20 protein-coding genes and 1 other annotated feature are annotated in these 19933 nt (G+C 61.9%); of the genes, 6 read left to right on the forward strand and 14 right to left on the reverse strand.

From position 1 onward, the window contains the following. The first annotated feature begins 690 nt into the window (after positions 1 to 690). Positions 691 to 2193 carry a polysaccharide biosynthesis C-terminal domain-containing protein gene (locus D1159_RS11745; protein ID WP_161845853.1) on the forward strand — a complete coding sequence of 501 codons (1503 nt, stop codon included), beginning with the start codon at positions 691 to 693 and terminating at the stop codon, positions 2191 to 2193. A gap of 51 nt (positions 2194 to 2244) precedes the next feature. Here the strand turns inward: D1159_RS11745 and D1159_RS11750 are convergent, their stop codons facing one another. The 10 genes from D1159_RS11750 to D1159_RS11795 form a co-directional block, all read right to left on the reverse strand. Next, positions 2245 to 3435, reverse strand: coding sequence for an S-layer homology domain-containing protein (locus D1159_RS11750; RefSeq protein ID WP_161845854.1), 1191 nt, complete (start codon positions 3433 to 3435; stop codon positions 2245 to 2247). A gap of 212 nt (positions 3436 to 3647) precedes the next feature. Continuing rightward, complete coding sequence (gene fusA / locus D1159_RS11755; protein ID WP_161845855.1) at positions 3648 to 5723, reverse strand: elongation factor G; 2076 nt, start codon at positions 5721 to 5723, stop codon at positions 3648 to 3650. Positions 5724 to 6155: 432 nt separating this feature from the next. Next, entirely contained in the window at positions 6156 to 6596 is a 441-nt protein-coding gene (locus D1159_RS11760) for a hypothetical protein (RefSeq protein ID WP_161845856.1), read from the reverse strand. A 239-nt stretch (positions 6597 to 6835) separates the two neighbouring features. Further along, positions 6836 to 7900 (reverse strand): zf-HC2 domain-containing protein, encoded by a 1065-nt coding sequence (locus tag D1159_RS19220; RefSeq protein ID WP_202621053.1) that lies wholly within the window; start codon positions 7898 to 7900, stop codon positions 6836 to 6838. Positions 7901 to 7929: 29 nt separating this feature from the next. Further along, a complete protein-coding gene (locus D1159_RS11770) occupies positions 7930 to 8520 on the reverse strand; it encodes a sigma-70 family RNA polymerase sigma factor (RefSeq protein WP_161845857.1) in 591 nt (196 codons plus the stop codon). A gap of 34 nt (positions 8521 to 8554) precedes the next feature. Next, positions 8555 to 9526 (reverse strand): tRNA dihydrouridine synthase DusB, encoded by a 972-nt coding sequence (gene dusB / locus D1159_RS11775; RefSeq protein WP_161845858.1) that lies wholly within the window; start codon positions 9524 to 9526, stop codon positions 8555 to 8557. Between the two features lie 918 nt (positions 9527 to 10444). Further along, positions 10445 to 11356 (reverse strand): GerMN domain-containing protein, encoded by a 912-nt coding sequence (locus D1159_RS11780; protein ID WP_161845859.1) that lies wholly within the window; start codon positions 11354 to 11356, stop codon positions 10445 to 10447. Beyond that, on the reverse strand, positions 11353 to 12840 hold the full coding sequence (locus D1159_RS11785) for a HAMP domain-containing sensor histidine kinase (protein WP_161845860.1): 1488 nt from the start codon (positions 12838 to 12840) through the stop codon (positions 11353 to 11355). The genes D1159_RS11780 and D1159_RS11785 overlap by 4 nt, the downstream gene beginning before the upstream one ends. A gap of 37 nt (positions 12841 to 12877) precedes the next feature. After that, positions 12878 to 13561 (reverse strand): response regulator transcription factor, encoded by a 684-nt coding sequence (locus D1159_RS11790; protein ID WP_161845861.1) that lies wholly within the window; start codon positions 13559 to 13561, stop codon positions 12878 to 12880. Further along, positions 13558 to 13965: a ComEA family DNA-binding protein gene (locus D1159_RS11795; protein WP_202621054.1), complete on the reverse strand. Its 408-nt coding sequence runs from the start codon at positions 13963 to 13965 to the stop codon at positions 13558 to 13560. The genes D1159_RS11790 and D1159_RS11795 overlap by 4 nt, the downstream gene beginning before the upstream one ends. 121 nt (positions 13966 to 14086) lie before the next feature. Here D1159_RS11795 and D1159_RS11800 point away from each other — a divergent pair, with 121 nt between their 5' ends. Further along, positions 14087 to 15481: a D-alanyl-D-alanine carboxypeptidase family protein gene (locus D1159_RS11800; protein ID WP_161845863.1), complete on the forward strand. Its 1395-nt coding sequence runs from the start codon at positions 14087 to 14089 to the stop codon at positions 15479 to 15481. Between the two features lie 65 nt (positions 15482 to 15546). Here D1159_RS11800 and D1159_RS11805 read toward each other — a convergent pair whose 3' ends face one another. After that, the gene (locus D1159_RS11805; protein WP_161845864.1) at positions 15547 to 16029 is read right to left on the reverse strand and encodes a hypothetical protein; all 483 of its coding nucleotides are present in this window, start codon (positions 16027 to 16029) and stop codon (positions 15547 to 15549) included. Between the two features lie 112 nt (positions 16030 to 16141). On the opposite strand from D1159_RS11805, the gene D1159_RS11810 reads away from it, so the two are divergent. Continuing rightward, the gene (locus tag D1159_RS11810; RefSeq protein WP_161845865.1) at positions 16142 to 16324 is read left to right on the forward strand and encodes a ribbon-helix-helix protein, CopG family; all 183 of its coding nucleotides are present in this window, start codon (positions 16142 to 16144) and stop codon (positions 16322 to 16324) included. Between the two features lie 78 nt (positions 16325 to 16402). Here the strand turns inward: D1159_RS11810 and D1159_RS11815 are convergent, their stop codons facing one another. From D1159_RS11815 to D1159_RS11825, 3 genes are read right to left on the reverse strand one after another with little or no spacing between them, the layout of a single operon-like run. Beyond that, positions 16403 to 17110, reverse strand: a complete 708-nt coding sequence (locus tag D1159_RS11815; RefSeq protein ID WP_161845866.1) for a sigma-70 family RNA polymerase sigma factor — start codon at positions 17108 to 17110, stop codon at positions 16403 to 16405. After that, entirely contained in the window at positions 17107 to 17556 is a 450-nt protein-coding gene (spoIIAB, locus tag D1159_RS11820) for an anti-sigma F factor (RefSeq protein WP_161845867.1), read from the reverse strand. Before spoIIAB ends, D1159_RS11815 begins: the two co-directional genes overlap by 4 nt. Before the next feature lie 41 nt (positions 17557 to 17597). After that, on the reverse strand, positions 17598 to 17912 hold the full coding sequence (locus tag D1159_RS11825) for an STAS domain-containing protein (protein WP_161845868.1): 315 nt from the start codon (positions 17910 to 17912) through the stop codon (positions 17598 to 17600). A 463-nt stretch (positions 17913 to 18375) separates the two neighbouring features. Between D1159_RS11825 and D1159_RS11830 the strand changes: the two genes are divergently transcribed. From D1159_RS11830 to D1159_RS11840, 3 genes are all read left to right on the forward strand, one after another. Then, positions 18376 to 18660, forward strand: a complete 285-nt coding sequence (locus D1159_RS11830; protein ID WP_161845869.1) for a DUF2508 family protein — start codon at positions 18376 to 18378, stop codon at positions 18658 to 18660. A 54-nt stretch (positions 18661 to 18714) separates the two neighbouring features. After that, positions 18715 to 18993 (forward strand): pro-sigmaK processing inhibitor BofA family protein, encoded by a 279-nt coding sequence (locus tag D1159_RS11835; RefSeq protein ID WP_243152263.1) that lies wholly within the window; start codon positions 18715 to 18717, stop codon positions 18991 to 18993. A 97-nt stretch (positions 18994 to 19090) separates the two neighbouring features. Next, positions 19091 to 19312: a binding site (T-box leader), on the forward strand. Between the two features lie 56 nt (positions 19313 to 19368). Continuing rightward, on the forward strand, positions 19369 to 19902 hold the full coding sequence (locus D1159_RS11840) for a YcxB family protein (protein ID WP_161845870.1): 534 nt from the start codon (positions 19369 to 19371) through the stop codon (positions 19900 to 19902). The last annotated feature ends 31 nt before the right edge of the window (positions 19903 to 19933 follow it).

Consider the following 19933-nt stretch of genomic DNA (forward strand, 5'->3'; position numbering starts at 1 on the left):
TTACAGTGCAAAGCGCGAAACTATGATACTCGTTTTGAGACGGTTTGTCAAATAAAGTTGCAGGGATTCCTGTAGGCGGGCCGCCCCGCGGGGGCGGGATTTGTGCTCGCCGCACGGGCCGCCTGCGCGGCGGGCACCAGGGCCCTTTCCCGAAAGGGCCCTGGACCCAAAGGGCCAGAGGGGGGATGATCCCCCCTCTGGACTCCCCCAGCGCGGGGGCCCAGGCGGCGTGCCCCGCCGCCACCACTGCCTCAGCGTCCTGAGAGTTTTTCGAGATAAGTGATCCCTGCGCAGGTCTCCTGCCAGACCAGGCTTTATGTGCCGGGCCTCCCTGGTCGGCCCGGGGGAACGCCATCTGTAAACAAACCCCCGGGCCGACTCGAGAGGCCCGGCTCTTCTATTGTAACGTCTCCTGTAAAGCCCCAGCTGGGACTGCGTTGTCTGCCGGACTAGCACATCGGCATGGCAGATATCCGGCGCGGTGCACCGGGGGGCTCATTGTATGGGGGCTCCCCAAGGGGGGCCAGCCCCCCTTGGGCCCTTTGGGCCCAGGGTCCTTTCGGGAAAGGGCCCTGGCGCCGCCCGCGCAGGGCCCCGCCACCGGAGGGCGTCCAGAGAATGTCTCTGATTCTCCGCGAATATAGATAAGGAAAAGGGGGGAGCCAAGTTTTGAAACTGAGCCGGTCTTCAATGATATATGGAACTCTGCTGCTTACCGGCGCCGGTCTGGTGGCTCAGGCGGTGGGGTTTGTGTACCGGATTTTCCTGTCCCGGATGGTGGGGGCGGAGATTATGGGGCTTTATCAGCTCATTTTACCGGTAAGCGCAGTGATTATGTCCCTGGCGGCGGTGGGGCCCACGGTGGCGGTGTCCCAACTGTCGGGAGAGTTCTGCGCCAGGGAAATGGGGGGCGGCGTGCGGGCGGTGCTCCGCCGGTGTGGGGCGGCTTTTCTGGCAATCTTTGTACCGGTGGCGGCAGTGATCGTTCTGTTCAGCGACGCTATTTCGGTCTATATCCTCCGGGACGCCCGAACCAGGCTGGGCCTGCTCCTTCTGATGCCCTGCATTCTGCTGACGGGGATTGAAAATCTCCACAAGCATTTTTTCTACGGCACAGGAAATGTGCGTCCGCCGGCGCTGGTGGAGCTGTGCGAGCAGTTTATCCGGGCGGGGGCGGTGCTGGGCCTGCTGGCGGCGTTTTTGCCTCAGAATCCGGAACGGACCGTGGGGCTGATCGTGCTGGGCATGGTGCTGTGCGAGGTGTTTTCCGCGGTGACGCTGGTGACGCTCTGCCGCCGGTATATGGCCGGGCTGCCGCGAGTACCGGCCAAGGCGGGGCTGAACCGCCGCATCGCGTCTATCGCCGTACCAGCGGGGGTGACCGCCCTGCTGGGGAACCTGATGGGGTCGGCCAACGCCATTCTTATCCCCCAGCGGCTGGTGGCGGCGGGGGCGGATGTGTCCCAGGCCATGAGCGCCTTTGGGGTGCTGTGCGGCATGACGGCGCCGATGCTGAACATGCCGTCGGCCTTTATTGGAGCCATGGGGCTGGTGCTGGTGCCCCGGCTGGCCCAGAGCGCCGCTTTGGGCCGCCTGGACCGCATCCGGGACCGGATCAACAAGGCCATGTTGGCAACTTCGGTGCTGATTATGCCCTGCATGGCCTTTTTGGTAGTATTGGGGCCGGCAATCGGGCGTTTTTTGTTCCGGGAACCCACGGCGGGACAGTTTATCCTCCCCCTGTCGGCGGGCGTGCTGCTGTCCTGCTATCAGTCAGTATTGGGCGGAGTGCTCAATGGCGTGGGAAAGCACCGCCGTGCCGCGTGGAACGCCATTGTATGCGCCGCGGTCCAGCTGGGCTGTACCTGGTTTTTTATGGGCCTGCCTGGCGTGGGGCTGGGGGGATATGTGGCCGGATTTGTGATCAGCTCTGCCCTTGGCCTGCTCCTCAACTGGCCGGCGGTGGGGCGGTACGCCGGGATGCGGCCCCGGATTTTCCAGTGGTGTACCGCGCCCATGCTGGCCTCGGTGCTCACGGGGCTGTGCATCAACCTGCTGTTCCGGGTGCTGACAGACAGCGGCGTAGGGGCGGGGCTGGCTGGGCTGGCCTGCCTGGTGTTCGGCGGGGTGGAGTATCTTGCGGCGCTGGCCGCACAGGGTGTGCCGGTGCGCGCCCTCTTCCGGCTGAACTAGCAAGGTCCCGGCCCCTGCGCGCAGGGGCCGGGACCTGTTTTCTGCCGGCGGTTATTTTTTCAGGGCGTTCATACGGATCCGGGCATCGTCGATGAGATCGGAGATTTCCAGCCAGTGGTCCGTGACCTGATGGGCGAAGTCCAGGTCGCCCTCAGAGGTAAAGGTGCGGTTGCGCAGATCCTTCAGCTCGGAGATGGTGGTCTCTGTAACATGCTTCAGATCGGCGAAGAACTCCGGATACTCGTTGCAGGCGGCCAGAATGGCATTGGCATAGGGAAGTGCCTCATCAACATATTTGCGCATATCTTTCAGAGCATCGCGCCGCGTGGATTCCGCGCTGAGCATCGTGCTGAAATTTGGGGAACCGAAGAGGGGCTCAGCCGCCATATCATAGGACATTCTGGCCACATCTGCCGTTGTGGCGGTAGTAATAATAACCATAATGCGGTACCGGCCGTCGTTGTAGCCGTCTACAATCTTATTGAAAGGAGAGACCAGCTGGTTGTAGGTGGGTCCGGCAGGAGGGGCAGGCGTAGGTGTGGGAGTAGGCGTAGGCGTGGGGGTGGGAACGGCGGCGGCGGAGAGGGTGAAGCTCTGGCGCAGGGAGGCGTCCGCCATGGCAGAGAGAATCACCGCCACCTCGGCCCGGGTAATATTGTTGTTGGGCAGGAAGGCCCGGGTGGCGCCGGAGCCGGAGAGGACTCCTGCCCGGTAGAGGCGGTAGACGGCGTCGTGATAGTTGGCGTCAGAGGGGATGTCGGGAATGGCGTTGTCCTCCACGGTGTTGATGGCGGCCAGCCCCTCCGCCGGGAAAGCGTTGGCCAGAATCATGGCGAAGCCGGCCCGGCTGATCACCGCGCCGTAGTCCGGATAGCCACCGGCGATGCCGTTGGCGGCGGCGTAGTCCACATAGGGCTGATACCAGGGGTCGCCGGGCTCAAAGACGAAGCCCTCCCCCTGATAGGCGGCGTGGAGCCGGCTGGCGATGACCACGGTCTCGCCGATGGTCACGTTGCCGCCCGCGTTGAACAGGGTGGCGCTGGGGCCCTGCATCAGGCCGTATTCATAGGCGGCCTGAACCGGGCCGGCGAACCAGGCGCCGGCGGGGACGTCGGTAAACTGGCCGGGGGTATAGGGGTTGGACTTGGTGAAGTTGTCCAGCCCCGCGGCGGCGGAGGCCGCCGGCAGCAAGGACAGGCACAGAGTCAGCGCCAGCGCCAGGGAGAGGAAACGCTTTTTCATTCCAAAACACTCCTTTATCGTCTTGCGCAGCAAAACAGAAGAGAAAACCGTCATACTGCACAAGTTTTCGTAAATTATATCATATATATATATATATATTGTCAAGAGATTTAGAGAACTTTTTTTTCAGACGGCAATTTCCGCAGGAAAAAAGGGCCTGCGGTTTGTCAAACCGCAGGCCCTCTTTGAAGTTCAGAACCACAGCGTGAATTTTAGTTGTCCAGCTCCTGCATCGCCTTGGCGGCGTCGATGGCCTTCTGCTGGGCGGCGGGGGGAGCGTCCTCGTAGCGGACGAAATGGAAGGTGAACGAGCCCCGGCTCTGGGTGAGGGAGCGCAGGTCGATGGCGTAGGTCATCATCTCGGCCATAGGGACCTCCGCCTCCACCACCTGGTTGCCCTTGCCGTCGGGATTCATGCCCATGACGCGGCCCCGGCGCTTATTCAGGTCGCCGATGACGTCGCCCATGTAGCTGTCGGGAATGGTGACTTTCAGTTCGCCCACAGGCTCCAGCAAAATGGGGTTGGCGTCGGGCAGGCCGGCCTTGTAGGCCAGCTGGGCGGCGGTCTTAAAGGCCATTTCAGAGGAGTCCACCGGGTGGTAGGATCCGTCGAACAGGGTCGCCTTCAGGTTGACCACGGGGTAGCCGGCCAGCACGCCGTGCTGCACCGCTTCCCGCAGGCCCTTTTCCACCGCAGGGAAGTAGTTTTTGGGCACCGCGCCGCCGAAGACCTCCTCGCAGAACTCCAGCTCTTCGCTCTCGCCTGGCTCGAAGCGGATCTTTACGTCGCCGAACTGGCCGTGGCCGCCGGACTGCTTCTTGTGGCGGCCCTGGACCTCTACCTTTTTGCGGATCTTCTCCCGGTAGGCCACCCGGGGGGTGGAAAGCTCCGCCTCTACGCTGAAGCGGCTCTTCAGCTTGGAGAGAAGCACGTCCATCTGCATATCGCCGGTGCCGGTGACCACCATCTGACGGGTCTCGGCGTTGTTGGCCCAGGTGAAGGTGGGATCCTCCTCGCTCATGCGGGTGAGGCCGCCGGCGATCTTGTCCTCCTGGCCCTTGGTCTTGGGGGCGATGGCCACGGAGTAGCAGGGCTCGGGGAAGGGCAGGGGGGCGATTTTAATCACCTTGCGGCTGTCACAGATGGTGTCCCCGGTCTTGAAGGCGTCCATCTTGGCCACGGCGCCGATGTCGCCGCACACCAGCTCCTTGACCTCCTCCGCCTTCTTGCCCTTCATCACATAGAGGCGGCCCAGCTTGACGGTCTCGCCGGTGCGGGCGATGACCACAGGCATATCGGGGGTAAGTGTGCCGGAAAAGACCTTGATATAGGAGTACTTGCCGTACTGGTCAGAGGTAGTCTTGAAGACGAAAGCGCAGGGATAGGCCCGGTCGGACAGGACATATTCCTCCAGCTCGCCGTCGGCGTTCTCCACCATCTCGGGGGAGCCCTCCAGGGGGTTGGGGACCAGGTCCACAATGGTGTCCAGCAGCATCAGGGTGCCCAGCCCCTCCGCGGCGGAGCCGCAGACCACGGGGAAGAGGGACAGCTCCCGCACGCCCTGGCGCAGGCCCTGGACCATCTCGGCGTAGGTGAAGTCCTCTCCGCCGAAGTATTTGTCCATAAACTCCTCGCTGGTCTCGGCCACGGACTCCTTCAGGGCGTCGTACAGCTCATCCAGCACAGGTTTTTTATCCTCCGGCACATCGATCTCCACCCGCTTGCCGTGCTGCATCTCATAGGCGCGCTTGTGAAGTACGTCGATAATGCCGATGACCTTCTTGTTCTCGTCCCAGATGGGGGCGACGACAGGGGCGATGTTCTTGCCGAACCGCTCCCGCAGGGTGGCGAAAGCGGCGTTGTAGTCGGCGTTGTCCTCGTCGGTCTTGGAGATATAGAGGATGCGGGGCATCTTCCGGTCCTCGCAGTAGTTCCAGGCCTTCTCGGCGCCCACGCTCATGCCGCCCTTGGCGGAGCAGACGATCACCGCCGCGCCGGAGACGCTCATGGCCTCAATGGCCTCGCCTACGAAGTCAAAATAGCCCGGGGTGTCCAGCACGTTGATCTTGCAGCCCTTATATTCCACAGGAGCCACCGCCGTGGAGATGGAAATCTGGCGGCGGGTCTCCTCCGGGTCGTAGTCGCAGGTGGTGTTGCCGTCTACCGTGGACCCCATCCGGATGGATCCGCCGGTGAGATACAGCATACTCTCCGCCAGAGTGGTCTTGCCGTTGCCGCCGTGTCCCAGCAGGCAGATGTTGCGGATGTTTTGCGCAGAATAGCTCATATGTTTCCTCTCCTTGCACTTGAAATCGGGCCAGCAGTGTGCCCCGATGGATCATCACGACTGACAGTAGTCATTATAACTCAAAATAAACAGTTTGGCAACAGCAAATTCATTAAAATCGTTCAAACTCCACAAAAAGGCCCGCGCGGACAACCGCAGTGCTCATAAGACAGGGAACCGCTACAGCAAGGCAAATTGCTGTAGCTGCAAGGGCGCTCAGTACTTGGCTCTCCCAGGGGGAGAGCCAGGGGGCGCGCAATCGGGGGTATGCAAGAAACGGAGCGTATCGATACTGATACGCTCCGTTCCCTGTTTTACGGACGCCCGCCTAAAGTGCGCGGGCCTTTTGGGGCATAGAAAGCATCCCGTTGTGTCGCCAGTGTGAACGTGCTTTTGCGAGTCCTCGCCGGGATCTGGAAATCGCTGTTCACCTCAATCCATTTCCTCTTGACGCAGCCTCAAGCAATCAAGATAATACTGCATATACATGGTATTATTATCTATATCCTCCTTTGTAACGCCCCGCGCTATCACTAACTCCAGATATAGCTTGTTACAGTTGGATAAAATATAGCCAGTATTTTTCTCGATAATCACATAAATATATTCTCCGTATGTGCTCTCTAAAATATAATCATATTCACTGTTATGAGCTGCCTTTTCCACTCTATAACATATAAATTGCAACTCACGCTCTTCTAACATCAGCTTCTGATTCGTAACAGCATGAACCGCATTATATACCAAGTGTTTTCCAAACGATTTTGAGAAATCGGCAAGTTTTATCTCAGATACAACATATTTCTCTTGCAGCCATTCTAAGAGTTCGGCAATATCTTTCTGCGGAAAAACAGCCTGTTCAAATTCCATCACAAGCAAATAATTTTAGTTAGTAATATCGACTTTAAAATCGAAATAGCCTTTTTCATAAGTGGCACACTCCTTTGTTTTACTAGCGGAATTCTTCGTTACATCAATACAGCCTCCCACACGCTTCAAAGAAGATAGTCACTGGCTGTCCGCTATTTAGTCCATGGGAACCACCTCCTGCAATAAAGTTACGGTAAAAGGCACGGTAGCTGGCCGTGCCTTTTGTCGTCTCAAATACAGTGTTAAAAAATCCCGGAGCAGCCGCAGGGGGCGTCTTCCGTGAGGGTTTGGACCTCTGTAAGGACGCCGGCGGCGTCCAGCACATAGCACAGGTAGTCCGTATTCTGGCCGTCCGGGCCGGGCGGGTCCTGGGCATAGGTGTGCAGGTGGAAGCAGAAGCCTCCATCATCCAAGGAGCCGGTATAGACCAGCGCCCCGCAGGTCCAGTCCGGAGCCGTTCCGGCGGCGGGGAAGAGGAGGCAGCCCACTGTGTTGTCAGGCAGATCCGCCAAGGTATAGCTGCCGTCTATTTGGGCGAGGAGGGCGTCCAGCGCCCCCTGGGGGTCCAGCGGGCCGGTATCGCCGGAGCGGCCGGCGGTGAACACAGCCGGGGCGGGGGGATCGGAGGCCTGGGGGGCAGCGGCGATGTCCGCGCCGGCGGGGGCGGCGGTCTCCGGCAGCGCGCTGCTCTCCCCGGCGCAGGCGGGCTGCGTCTCAGACTGGGGGTTGGGATAACTGGTGCATTTGGTCTGGCTGGCATTATCGGTATCGGTGGCAGGGGCGGTTTGCTCCGGCACGGCCTTGGGGGAGGCAAGTTCGGGGGCGCCCGCCTGCTCTGAGATGAGGGAGCGCGTTCCGCCGCCGGCGACGCCGTCAGCGGACGGCCCCGCAGCAGGGGCCGCGCCGCCAGACCCGCTGCCGGTTCCAAGCAGCGAGGTCTGCCACACCCGGCCTGCCCCGGCCAGGATAAGGGCGAAAACCGCAGCGGTGGCCGCCCAATTCCGCCACTTCCTTTCTTTTTCAAAAGAAAGGAAGCAAAGAAAACTTTTATTTTTAGGCTGCTGTGCAACGGGGGCGGGCTCCGCCGCCTCTTTGGCGAGCTGAGCCATAATCCGATCCGTCAGGCCGGCGGGGACAGGGGGTTCCAGCCCGGCGCAGGCGGCGCGGAGGGCGGACAAGTCCGCCAGGAGGGCGCGGCACTGGGGACACTGGGCCAGATGGGCTTCCAGGGCGGCGTCTTCCTGAGGGGTGAGCGCGCCGTCCAGCCGGGCGCTGATGAGCTCCAGCGCCTGGTCACAGTGAATCATGAAGCTCCCTCCTTTCCTTTTTCTACTCTCTAAGACGATGCGGGGGGAGAAAAGTTCCCCGTGGAGATCAAATAGTTTCTCAGAGCCAGCCGGGCCCGGGCGATACGGGACTTTACCGTCCCCTCCTCCAGAGAGAGAAGCTGGGCGATCTCGCTGTAGGACAGGCCGTCGAACTCCCGCAGGACCAGCACGGCCCGGTGCTCAGGGGTGAGGGACGCCAGCCCGGCCCGGATGGCCTCCCCCAGCTCCTTCCGCTCGGCAGCCAGGTGGGGGTTATACCGGTCGTCCGGCAGGTCGGCCTGCCGCCCCTCCTCCTCATCGTCCAGAGAGACGGTCATGGACAAAGAACGGCGCCGCTTTTCCCGGCGGAGAAAGTCGATGCACAGGTTGTTGGTCAGCCGGTAGAGCCAGGTGGAAAAGGAACTGCCCCCCTGAAACTTCCCCAGGCCCCGCCAGGCGCTGAGAAAGGCCTCCTGGGTGAGCTCCGCCGCGTCGTCCGGGCTGCCGGTGAGACGGAGGGCCAGATGGTAGACCCGGGTCTGATTCTGCTCCACCAGGGCGGCGAAGGCCTCTTCGTCCCCCGCCTGGGCCCTGGATACCAGCTCCTGCTCTGTGGACACGGTCTTCACCGCCCTTTCTCAAAATTGGGAGGGCTCAGCACAAATCCCGGCGGATGCCCTGGGTGACCCGCGCTAAGTCCTCCATGGTGGAGACGCGGGCGATCTGTTCCTTGTAATAGCCGGCGTAGGGGATCCCCTTGAGGTACCAGGCGTAGTGCCGCCGGGCCTCCAGACAGGCGATCTTCTCCCCCTTGTGGGCGGCGTTGAGGGTAAATTGACGCATGGCGGTGGCGCACCGCTGCGCCAGCGGGGGGAGGGACGGGATGGGTTCTCCCCGCAGGGCGGCGGCGCACTGCTGAAGCAGCCAGGGGTTGCCAAAGGCCCCCCGGCCTATCATCACCATATCCGCCCTGGTGCGTTTGAGAATGCGCAGGGCGGCCTCGGGGGAGAAGACGTCCCCGTTGGCGATGACCGGGACGGACACCGCCTCCTTCACCGCCCGGATGTAGTCCCAGTCCGCCTCCCCGGAGTACATCTGCCTGCGGGTTCGGCCGTGGACGGCGACGGCGGCGGCGCCGGCCTGCTCCATCAGTTGGGCGAACTCCACGCAGTTGATGGAGCCCTTGTCCCACCCCAGGCGGAATTTGACGGTGACGGGCCGGCCCCCCGCCCCCCGGACCACCGCCTCCATTACCTTTGCGGCCAGCTCTGGGGTGCGCATCAGGCCGGAGCCGTCCCCGCTCTGGGCCACCTTGGGCACGGGACAGCCCATGTTGATATCAATAATCTCCGCCCCGGACACCTGGCCGGCAATGCCGGCGGCCTCCTCCATACAGGCGGGGTCGCTGCCGAAGATCTGGGCGGCGGCGGGGTGCTCCTCCTCCCCCAGCTTGAGCAGGGGGATGGATTTTTTGTCCTGATAGCACAGGGCCTTGGAGCTGACCATCTCCGTTGTGGTGTAGCAGCCGCTCAGTTCCCGGCAGATGGTGCGAAAGCCCAGGTCCGTCACCCCTGCCATAGGGGCCAGGGCCACTTGGGTGTCAATCTGAATGGTACCGATGTTCACGTGGATTCCTCATATCCTTTCAGTTTTCCTGGTAATCATACCATACAGGACCTGTTGGGGCAAGGAGAAAAGGCAGGAAGAGCGCGCTCGTTTTACGGATCCGCTGATTTCATCTGCGCGCGCGGTTTTACAGAAAAATTTTCCGGGCTATTTATGCAAAATCACATTTATAGGGCGGGATTAAAATCTGATTATTATATATATTGACTCGGTTTTATTCTTGTAGTATAATATAACAAAAGGGGCGTGAGTCTGATGTTTTATATGCACATAAATTTTTATATAATTACATTAAACGATTATGTTGCAAGCGGTAGGAATAAGCGGTACGTCCCCTAAATATGGCGAAATTACAGTGAGGATTTCCAACGAAAATCTCTCGGATGCCGCAGCGATTGGTTCCAAAATCGGCGGGGATGTTGTAACTGCTTCTATATAGCGAGGGTTTTCTATGAGATGGTATGTACGTATTCTCTGGTTGGTTTATCTTGCGGTGGGCTTGCTTGTACTCTTCCTGCGGCTCTTTACGGATATGTTGCCTGACTATGCGCTCACTCTGGTGTGCCTTCCCCTTGCGTTACATTTTACATATCAATCTTTTCAGAGGTGGCGGCGGGAGGGAAAAGCATCCAGCCTTCTCCTTGCCGGGGTATTATACATATCCCTTGTTTTCATCGCGCTTGACTTGATATTTTGACCAGTTATGTTCGCCGTCCATAAACAGCCGGCCTGTGCGCATTTTTGAATGCGCGCAGGCCGGTATTGTTAGGGGCTGGATTTTTTGTCCTGATAGCACAGCCTTGGAGCTGGCTGTCTCCGTTGTGGTGTAGCAGCCGCTCAGCGCCCGGCAGACGGCGCGAAAGCCCAGGTCTGTTCCCCCGCCATGGGCCTAGGGGAAAAGGCAGGGGCGCCTCCTGTCTATGGCTGGATCCAGGAGCCGGGGCTTTGGGGCTCGCCCAGGCCGTTGGGCAGGGGGATGGGCCGGCCTTCGCACCACAGATGCACCTGCTCCGCCCCCTCCAGGTTGGCGCAGATGGTCTGGGTGATGGAGGCCACCAGCCGTTCCAGCTCCGCCTCGTCCCGGGGCAGGCCGTCCACAAAGGACTGGGACAGGTCCACGTTGCACACCCCGTTTTCCAGCAGGACCCCCGCCACCTGGGTGTCCGGGGGCATCAGGCCCTGCAAATTCGGGTCCTCCGGCCCGGCCAGCAGGGCGGAGAGCAGGGTGCTGCTCAGGGTATTCTCCCCGGTAATCTGAACCTGCCGGTACTCTGTGGCCAGCCCGGCGCCGTCCGCCGAACCAAACCACAGCTCTACCGTCACCCACACTGGCTCCCGCTCCGCCCCGGAGAGGACCACGTCCCCCGCCCGCAGGCCGGCGGCGGGGACGAAGGGGCTGGCCTCCCCCTCCACCGTCACCTGCACCGTCTCCACCCCCGGGGCCTGGCAGAGGGTGAGGGTCAGGCAGTAGTTGGACAGGGTCAGCTCAATGCCCGACAGGCCGCCGTATGCCTCGGAAAAGTCCACCAGCAGCTGTCCGCCCTCCAGCCGCCAGCCGCGCACAAACAGCCCCTGGGGAAAGGGGGAGTACAGAGACAGCGCCTCCGGCCCCGCCAGCAGCCGGTCCAGCAGGGCCTGGATCTCCCCGCCCTGGGCCGGCGGCGTCCAGGACTCGCTGGCCACCGCGGCGCCGTTTTCACTCTGAGCGGCGGCGAAATAGATCTGATATTCGCCCTCGCTGCCGGCGCGCTCCCGGCGGGCGGCGCACCCGCCCAGGGCCAGCAGGCACAAAGCTGCCAGCAGTCTGCGTCCAGCGCTGACACGCCTCATGGCCGTCCCCCCTTTCTCCCCTCCTGCCAGCGGGGAAACTCCACCTGAAAGCAGGTGCCCTCCGGTACCCGCCGGCGCACCTCTACGCTGCCGCCGTGCTGGCGCACCGTGTCGCGCACAATGGACAGGCCCAGACCTGTGCCCCCCGCCGCCCGGGACCGGGCCTTGTCCACCCGGTAGAAGCGGTCGAATATTTTGGGCATGTCCTCCTCGGGGATGCCCATGCCGGTGTCCTCCACCAGCAGTACCACCCGGTCCCGCTCCTCCCGGCCCCGGCCCCGGCGCAGGGAGAGCTTTACCATCACGCTGCCCCCAGGCAGGTTGTATTTCACTGCATTTTCCATCAGGTTGAAGGCCACCTGATACAGATCGTCCTGGGTGGCCAGGACCAGGCACTGCTCCGCCAGATTCAGTTTCAGCTGTACATTCCCCGCCCGGGCCAAAGGGGAGAGCATGTGCTCCGCGCGGAGGACCACCGCCTTCAGGTCCACGGGCGTTAGATTCTGGGGCGGGGCGGTGTCCATCCGGGTGAGGGTGAGCAGCTTTTCCGTAATGCGGGTGAGCCGCTCCGCCTCGCTGCCGATATCCGCCACAAATTCCTGCACCGTCTCGCTGTCGATGTGCTTGGTCTGGAGGATGGAGTCGCTGAGCAGCCGGATGGAGGCCAGGGGGGTCTTCAGCTCGTGGGAGGCGTCGGAGACAAAGCGGCGGCGGACCTCCTCCGTCACCTGAAGGCGTCCGGTGAGCTCGTTGAACTCATTGGCCAGCCGGGACAGCTCGTCCCGCCCCGACACGGACACCCGGTGGCTGTACTCCCCCTCCCGCACGGTGCGGATGCCCCGCAGCAGCACGGCGATCCGCCGTGTCACCGCGGTGGAAAAGAGTACGCTCAGGGGGAGGGCCAGCACGCACACCACCAGGGACACATTGCGCAGGTTCTTCTGGAAGTCCAGCAGCACCTCCGCCTGGCTGCTGTCGCACTCGTAGAGATAGACCGCCCCCTGGGTCATCCCCCGGTAGATGATGGGCGCCGCCGCCCAGCTGTGAAAGGCCTTCTCCCGGAACTCGGACCGGAACACATCGTTGCCCCGCAGGGCGCTGACCACCTCCCACAGCAGGGCGTAGCGGTCTCTGGCGTTGTCCACCTCGCTGGTGTCGTAGAGCACCAGGCCCCCGGGGTCGGTGACCAGTACCCGGTCCACCCCCGCCACCCCCAGCTTGGCCGTCACGCCCAGCTGGTTCAGGTTGCCCTCCACGCCCTCCGGCGTCAGCCCCCCGGCCCCCGCCAGGGTGGAGGTGATGATGTCCGCCTGCCGCCACAGGGAGTCCTTTTTGGACTGAAACACCAGGTTCTGGGAGATTAGAATGGGGTAGGTATTCAGAAAGATCAGCAGGGCGATCACAATGGCCCCGTAGCTCAAAATAAACTTGCTCTGGAGCGAGCGCCAGAAGGGCACGCTCTGCCCCAGCGTCTGCGCCGGCATGTCTCTCCCCCCTCTCCGCCCCGCGGGCGGCGTACGGTCAGCCATTCTTGAGATAGTACCCCACGCCCCACTTGGTCAGAATATACACCGGCCGGGCGGGGTCCAGCTCCAGCTTCTCCCGCAGGCGGCGCACGTGTACGTCCACGGTGCGGTAGTCTCCGGCGTATTCGTATCCCCACACCACATTGAGCAGGTTTTCCCGGCTGTATACCCGGCCGGGGTTGCGCATGAGCAGCTCCATCAGGTCAAACTCCTTGGCGGTGAGGTCCACGCTCTGCTCCCCCTTCCAGGCCGCCCGCTCGTCCGGGTCCAGGGTGATGTGTCCGGCGGACAGCCGGCCCCCCTTCTCCTTCTTCTCCGCCATGCCCGCCCGGCGGAGGAGGGCCCGCACCCGGGCCTTCAGCTCCAAAATGTTAAAGGGCTTTGTAATATAGTCGTCCGCCCCGCACTCAAAGCCCACGATCTTGTCCGCGTCCTCGCTTCTGGCGGTGAGCATGATTACCGGGACGTTGGAGAACTCCCGGATGCGCATACAGGCCTGCAGCCCGTCAATCTTGGGCATCATCAAGTCCAGAATGATCAGATCAAAGGCGCCCCCCCGGGCCAGCTCCACCGCAGCCTCCCCGTCGCAGGCGGTCTCCACCTCGTAGCCCTCCCCCTCCAGGTTGAACTTGATCCCCTTGACCAGAACCTTTTCGTCGTCTACCACTAAAATTTTCACGGTGCGTCCTCCCCTGTGGTGATATAATCCAGCAAATGCGCCAGTGTTCCCTCGCCGATGCCGCTCACCCGGGTCAGGTCCTCGGGAATACGGAAGGGGCCGTTGGCGGTCCGGTCGGCGATAATGTCCGCCGCCCGCTTTTCTCCAATCCCCGGCAGCCGCTGGAGTTCCGCCGCGCTGGCGGTGTTGATGTTGAGTTTCTCCCCCGGAGGCAAGGTCTGCTCTGGGGCGGGGGTGGACTGCGGCGGCAGGCTGAGCGTCTGCTCCTCCAGCGTGAGGGTGCGCTCGGTCTCCACCCGGACGGGCGGCGCGTCCGCCGTCCCCCGGAGGAGCCAGCCGGCGGAAAAGGCAAAAAATACCGCCGTCAGCGCCAGCGCGCCCCACTCCAATTTGGAAATCTTCAATCCCTCACGTCCTCTCCATTGCGTTTGGGCGCTTTGTCTGATATAATTATGTCTACATCTCATCTCGCGGCCGGTCCGCGGCGTACACCACCCAGTATATCACAATGATGGAGCGTTTCCTATGAAAAAAATTCGTCTCTTTCCCGTTTTGATGCTGCTGTGTCTGCTGTTTTCCCAGATCCCCGCCTCCGCCGCCCCCTTCTCCTACCCAATGGGGGACCTGAAGGAGGACAGCCAGCTCCTCTCCACCATGAAGATCGAGGCCAAGGCCGCCATTCTGGTGGACGACAGCACCCAGGAGATCCTCTACGCCCAGAACGCCCAGGACAAGAACTACCCCGCGTCCATCACCAAGGTGATGACCGCTTTGCTGGTGATCGAGTCCATTGACCGGGGGGACCACCGGCTGGACGAGGTGGTCACCATCGGCGATCAGGTGAACTACGGCATCGGCGAGGGGGGGTCCACCGTGGGGCTGAAGGCCGGGGAGCAGATCACCCTGGAGCACCTGCTCTACTGCGCCCTCACCGCCTCCGCCAACGAGGCGTGCAACGCGCTGGGGCAGTTCCTGTGCGGCGACGTGGAGTCCTTTGTCAACCTGATGAACCGCCGGGCCCAGGAGCTGGGTATGACCGGCACCCACTTTGTCAACACCCACGGCTACCACGACGACGGCCACTACACCACCGCCTATGACATCTACCTCATGTGCCACGAGGCCATGCAGCACCCCACCTTCCGCACCATCGTCTCCACCAAGGCCTATGAGGTCCCCGCCACCAATCTGAGCGACAAGCGGGAGCTCCACGAGACCAACGCCCTCATCTCCACCTGGCGTGTGTCCGGCTACTGGTATGAGTACGCCAACGGCATCAAGACCGGCTCCACGCCGGAGGCAGGCCGGTGTCTGGCCTCCTCCGCCACCAAGGACGGGAAGACCCTCATCGCCGTGGTGCTGGGGGCGGAGAACTACAAGGTCAACCCGGAGGTCAACTACTTCACTGAGAGCAGCCGCCTGCTGGACTGGGGCTTTGACTCCTTCTCCACCCAGACCCTTCTGGCGGAGGGCATCTCCGGATTCCCGGAGGTGCGGGTGTCCCTCTCCGCCGGGGCCAATTATGTCACCGTCCAGCCCAGCGCCAGTCTGGAGGCCACCCTCCCCAACGACATCGAGCCCAGCGCTTTCCAGCAGAAGGTGGACCTGCCGGAGGAGGTCCAGGCCCCGGTCCAGGCGGGCCAGAAGCTGGGCACCGTCACTGTTACTTACCAGGGCCAGTCCTACGGCTCTGCGGATCTGCTGGCCACCAGCACTGTGGAGCGCTCTGAGCTGCTCTACCGCCTGAACCAGGTGCAGAATTTTTTTCAGCAGCTCTGGGTCAAGGCCGCCCTGGCCGCCGCTGGCGGGCTTGTCCTCATTTTCGGCGGACGCCGCCTCCTCTTTGGTAAGCGGCGCAGCCGCTACAGCGCCAGCGCCGCCGGCAGGGGTTCCCGCTACTCCGGCCGCCGCCGGAAATGACCGCTCATACCAACAAAAGGACGGTTGCAGAATGAACGCTGCAACCGCCCTTTTTCTTTATGTAGTTACTTTACCTTATCCAGCTCCAGCATGGAGGGGGTCAGGTTTTTGATGCCTTTCTGAACGGATAACTGGGCCCTTTGACCGTCTACCTTGCCGTACCAGCTGTAGGAATCGATCTTCTCGTTAAACTCGGGCCCGCCATAACGGTCTGTCCAGCTCTCGATGCCCTCGTCTATGACCTCCTCCCACATCTCCAGGCCCGCGTCCACCAGATGGTCCGGCAGCGTCCATTTGACAAACTCGAAGGAGCCGTCCTTTTTGGAAAAGCGGTAGATATGTCCGTTTTCGAACTCCAGCAGCCTGCTGTCGCCCAGATCCTCTGCCTCGTAGTCAACCCCATCCTCCAAGGCGATGGCGTCGTCTTCCGTCATGTCCAGACTGTACACATCCAGCATTCCAGTGAAGTCCGCGCTGTAGTCCCTGCCGCAGGCCGTCAGGGCCAGGGCCAGGGCCGCCGCCAGCACAAGGGCCAGAACTTTTCTCATCTCTCACTGCCTCCTGTAATATAATTTGATATCTAAAATGATATGATATTATATTATACTTTGTGCCTCCCTGTCAAGTTATAATTTATGATAGATTGTGAGGTACAGCGATATGAAAAGTGAACCCTTGAAAATCAAGCGGCGGGGCAATGACGGGCACAAGATAATCACTGTTCGGCTTCAGGAGGACACCCTTGACAGGCTGGACAAACTCGCGGCGGAGACAAACCATTCCCGCAACGAGTTAATCAATCTGATTCTCAACTATGGTATACAAAATATAGAGATTGAGTAACCGGGGGGCGGAACCCCGCCTCAGCGCGCCAAAAAGCCCGCCTGTCCACAGATTGGACAGGCGGGCTTTTTATCAGGGTCATTCCAGCAGGCGGCGTAGGTGCTCCATAGCCTTGCGCTCGATGCGGGAGATCTGCACCTGGGACACCCCCAGCACCTTGGCGGTCCGGTCCTGGGTAAAGGAGCGGAAGTAGCGCAGGAGGATTACCTTCTGCTCCCGCTCGGGGAGGGATTTTACCGCCTGGCGCAGGGCGTCCTTTTCCACCAGATCCTCCTCGAACCCGTCTCCGCCCAGCAGGCTCTCCAGGGTGAGGCCGTCCCCCGTCTCCATCTGGAGGGAGGCTACAGGCTGGTTGGCCTCCTCCGCGGCGGCGATGTCCTCCGGCGTCAGCCCGGTCTCGGCGGACAGCTCGGACAGGGTGGGCTCCCGCCCCAGGGCGGCGGACAGTTTCTCCCGGGCCGCGCGGATGCTGCCCCCCCGCTCCTTCAGCCCCCGGCTTACCTTCACGGTCCCGTCGTCCCGGAGGAAGCGGCGGATCTCCCCGGTGATCTTGGGCACGGCATAGGTGGAAAACTGACAGCCGAAGGAGGGGTCAAAGCCCCGCACCGCCTTTAAAAACCCCAGGCACCCCAGCTGATAGAGGTCCTCCGGGTCCACGCCCCGGCCGTAATACCGCCGCACGATGCCCCAGATCAGGCCGGCGTTTTCCTCCAGAATGCGGGCGCAGGCCTCGTTGTCCCCCTGCCGGGCCTCCTCCAGCAGGGCGGGGGTGTCCGCCACACTCACGCCGGCACGCCCGCCCGGCGGGCGATCCGCTTGACCAGAGTGACGGCGGTCCCTTTTCCGGGGACGGAGCGCACCTTCACTCCGTCCATAAAGCTCTCCATAATGGTAAAGCCCATGCCGGAGCGGGCCTCATCCCCGGTGGTGTACAGGGGCTCACGGGCCTTGTCCACGTCGGCAATGCCCACCCCTGTGTCCTTCACCACAATTTCCACCGTATTGTCCCCGTACAGCCGCAGGCGCAGGCTGATCTTCCCCAGGGCCTGGGGGTAGGCGTGGACAATACAGTTGGTCACCGCCTCGCTCACCGCGGTCTTGATGTCGTTCACCTCGTCCAGGGTGGGGTCCAGCTGGGCCACAAAACTGGCCGCCGCCGTCCGGGCGAAGCCCTCGTTGGCGGAGCGGCTGAGAAAGGTGAGCACCGCCTCGTTTTTCGCTGCTTGTCTCATATGTAATCCCTCCACCGGGCGCTCAGATCGCCCGAACACGTTTAGTCCTTGTATTCAAGGGGCATCAGCCGCTCCAGCCCGGCCGCCTTGAGCACCTTCCCCGCCTGGGGCGGCACCCCCGCCACCTCCATGGCGCCCCCCAGCCCCGCCAGCTGGCGGTAGGTCCGCAGAAGCACTGCGATGCCGGAGCTGTCCATAAACGTGACCCCTGACAGGTCCAGCGTCAGCTGCCTGGGCAGGCCGGCTTCCACCGCCCGCTCCAGCTCGGTCATAATTTCTTTGGCCCGGTGGTGGTCCACCTCGCCGGAGATCTGGATTGTCATCCTCCGGCCCTCTTCCGTACAGGTCACACCCATCTTTCCGCCTCCCGTCCGGCACATAAAAAATCGCAGTGTACCAGATTTTGGTGTACTGCGATTATAACTTGCCGCCCCTGTCCTTTTCCGTCGAAGTCAACCGCTGTCAAAATTTCTCCTCCCCTTTTTCCAAAAGGGGAGAAAAGCAACGAGGGCCGCCGCATGGGAGAGGTTCCCACACAGCGGCCCTCCACGGCCGCCGTACCGCCCAAAGAAGATTTCCTCCAGGCGGATAGAGCCGTTTGGCCGGACAGACCGCAGTTCCTTTCGCCTTTCGCCAGAGGGCGCGCGCGCCCGGCACCGGCTTAAAAGGAGATGCGTTTGGAAGGAAGTGTCCCTCACTGCCTGTCCGAGCATAGTATGACCGCTGCGGAGCGGGACATTCGCGGGAAATTTTGGTATAAAAGCAGGCATACCCGGCAAAACTGAGCCATAGAGTGAACTGCGGAGAAAGGAGCACAGTATGAGCAGAGCGGACAGACGCAGGCGGCAGGAGACGGAAGAGGTCCGCCGCACCCTGCGGGAGGAGCTGGACCGGGCCAGAGTGGATCTGGCCCAAGCATACGCCAACTTCAACGGTACCGGGGACCCAGATCTCATCGAGTCCTATATCTATACCATCAACGCCATTCAGGCCAGATACGCCTATCTGCTGCGGCAGGTAAAGACTCTGGAGGCGCCGGACAGCCAGGAGGCGCCCCGCCGGGAGAAAAAGGGCGGCTTCCGCCCTCTGTCGGCCTATCCATAAACAGCGGGAAGGATCCAAGGGACTGGGAAGAACAATCAACAGGAGGGAAGTGCCTTGCCTTTGGACATACTGCGGGCCTATGCGGCCCCAATTACCGTGGGGCTGATGGCCCTGCTGGTGCTGCTGGCCATGGGAAAAACCGTGAGGCGGCTGCTCCGGCTGCTGGGCCGGACGGGAGTTGGGCTGGCGGGGCTGGCTCTGTTCAGCCAGGCGGGCGGCTTTTTGGGGATCTCATTGGGGGTGAATCTCTTCAATGCCCTCATTCTCGGCCTGCTGGGCCTGCCCGGGTTCGGCCTGCTGCTGCTGATGAACTGGATGCTGGGCCCTGTCTGAACAAGGGCAGAATACCGCCGGGCGGCACATTTTTTTGATGGGGCCGGACAAAAGCGGTTGACTTTTTCCGGCGGATTTCATATACTAGAGAAATCAGCGAAAGGCGAGGATGGGGAGGAGTACCCAGCAGACCCGGAGTCAGAGAAAAGCCGGTTTGGTGCGAGGCTTTGGACGGGTATGGGGAAGGTCGCCCCGGAGCCGCGGCGTAGAAGAATACAAAGTATACGCCGCCGGCCGGCCCCCGTTACGGGCCCAGAGCGCGGCCCCGTTTTGGCGGCCGAACTCAGGTGGTACCGCGGACAGATCGTTCGCCCTGAGCCCTTTGGCTCGGGGCGTTTTATTTTTGCGCGGGGATAGAGAAAAGGAGGCGTCGGGTTGAACTGCACAGTGACAACCACATATGACAACAAAGAGACGGCGGCGTTCCAGCGGGCCGCCGGCCGCACGGTGCAGCGGGGCCAGAGCGGCAGCACCCGGTTTTTGATGGGGCTGCTGAGCGTGTTCTGCTTTGCCATGGGGGGCTATCTATGGGCTGCGGACCGGCGGCTGCTGGTTATCCCGGCGGCGGTGCTGGGCGGGCTATGCCTGGCGGCGGCCCTGTTCTACCACCAGCTCATCGCCCGGGCGGGCCGCACCGCTGCGCCGCCGGAGGACATCACCTTCACCTTTTCTGACGGCGGCTTTACCGCCCGGATCGGCGCTCAGGCGCGGCAGCACAGCTATGAGGAGGTCTTCGCCCTGTGCGACTGCGGCAGCCGGCTCTACCTCTTCCTCCAGGGCCAGGGCGGGTGCATTCTGGACAAGTCCCGTTTCCAGGGGGCCGCGCCGGAGGCGCTGATTCAATTTCTCACGGCCCAGAACAAAAGCCGGGACAAAAAATCCCAGATCACCGTCTACACCCTCTCCTGACAGAGGCCATAAAAGAGATTACTGAAATAGG

Source organism: Pseudoflavonifractor sp. 524-17 (assembly GCF_009935845.1).
In the GTDB taxonomy this organism is placed as follows: Bacteria; Bacillota; Clostridia; order Oscillospirales; family Oscillospiraceae; genus Pseudoflavonifractor_A.

What these genes read in the sequence shown, in the direction of transcription:
- D1159_RS11745 (WP_161845853.1), top strand. Translation starts at nt 691, where the DNA reads ATGATATATGGAACTCTGCTGCTTACCGGCGCCGGTCTGGTGGCTCAG.
- D1159_RS11750 (WP_161845854.1), bottom strand. Translation starts at nt 3,435, where the DNA reads ATGAAAAAGCGTTTCCTCTCCCTGGCGCTGGCGCTGACTCTGTGCCTG.
- fusA (WP_161845855.1), bottom strand. Translation starts at nt 5,723, where the DNA reads ATGAGCTATTCTGCGCAAAACATCCGCAACATCTGCCTGCTGGGACAC.
- D1159_RS19220 (WP_202621053.1), bottom strand. Translation starts at nt 7,900, where the DNA reads ATGATTCACTGTGACCAGGCGCTGGAGCTCATCAGCGCCCGGCTGGAC.
- D1159_RS11780 (WP_161845859.1), bottom strand. Translation starts at nt 11,356, where the DNA reads ATGAGGCGTGTCAGCGCTGGACGCAGACTGCTGGCAGCTTTGTGCCTG.
- D1159_RS11785 (WP_161845860.1), bottom strand. Translation starts at nt 12,840, where the DNA reads ATGCCGGCGCAGACGCTGGGGCAGAGCGTGCCCTTCTGGCGCTCGCTC.
- D1159_RS11800 (WP_161845863.1), top strand. Translation starts at nt 14,087, where the DNA reads ATGAAAAAAATTCGTCTCTTTCCCGTTTTGATGCTGCTGTGTCTGCTG.
- D1159_RS11805 (WP_161845864.1), bottom strand. Translation starts at nt 16,029, where the DNA reads ATGAGAAAAGTTCTGGCCCTTGTGCTGGCGGCGGCCCTGGCCCTGGCC.
- D1159_RS11810 (WP_161845865.1), top strand. Translation starts at nt 16,142, where the DNA reads ATGAAAAGTGAACCCTTGAAAATCAAGCGGCGGGGCAATGACGGGCAC.
- spoIIAB (WP_161845867.1), bottom strand. Translation starts at nt 17,556, where the DNA reads ATGAGACAAGCAGCGAAAAACGAGGCGGTGCTCACCTTTCTCAGCCGC.
- D1159_RS11825 (WP_161845868.1), bottom strand. Translation starts at nt 17,912, where the DNA reads ATGGGTGTGACCTGTACGGAAGAGGGCCGGAGGATGACAATCCAGATC.
- D1159_RS11830 (WP_161845869.1), top strand. Translation starts at nt 18,376, where the DNA reads ATGAGCAGAGCGGACAGACGCAGGCGGCAGGAGACGGAAGAGGTCCGC.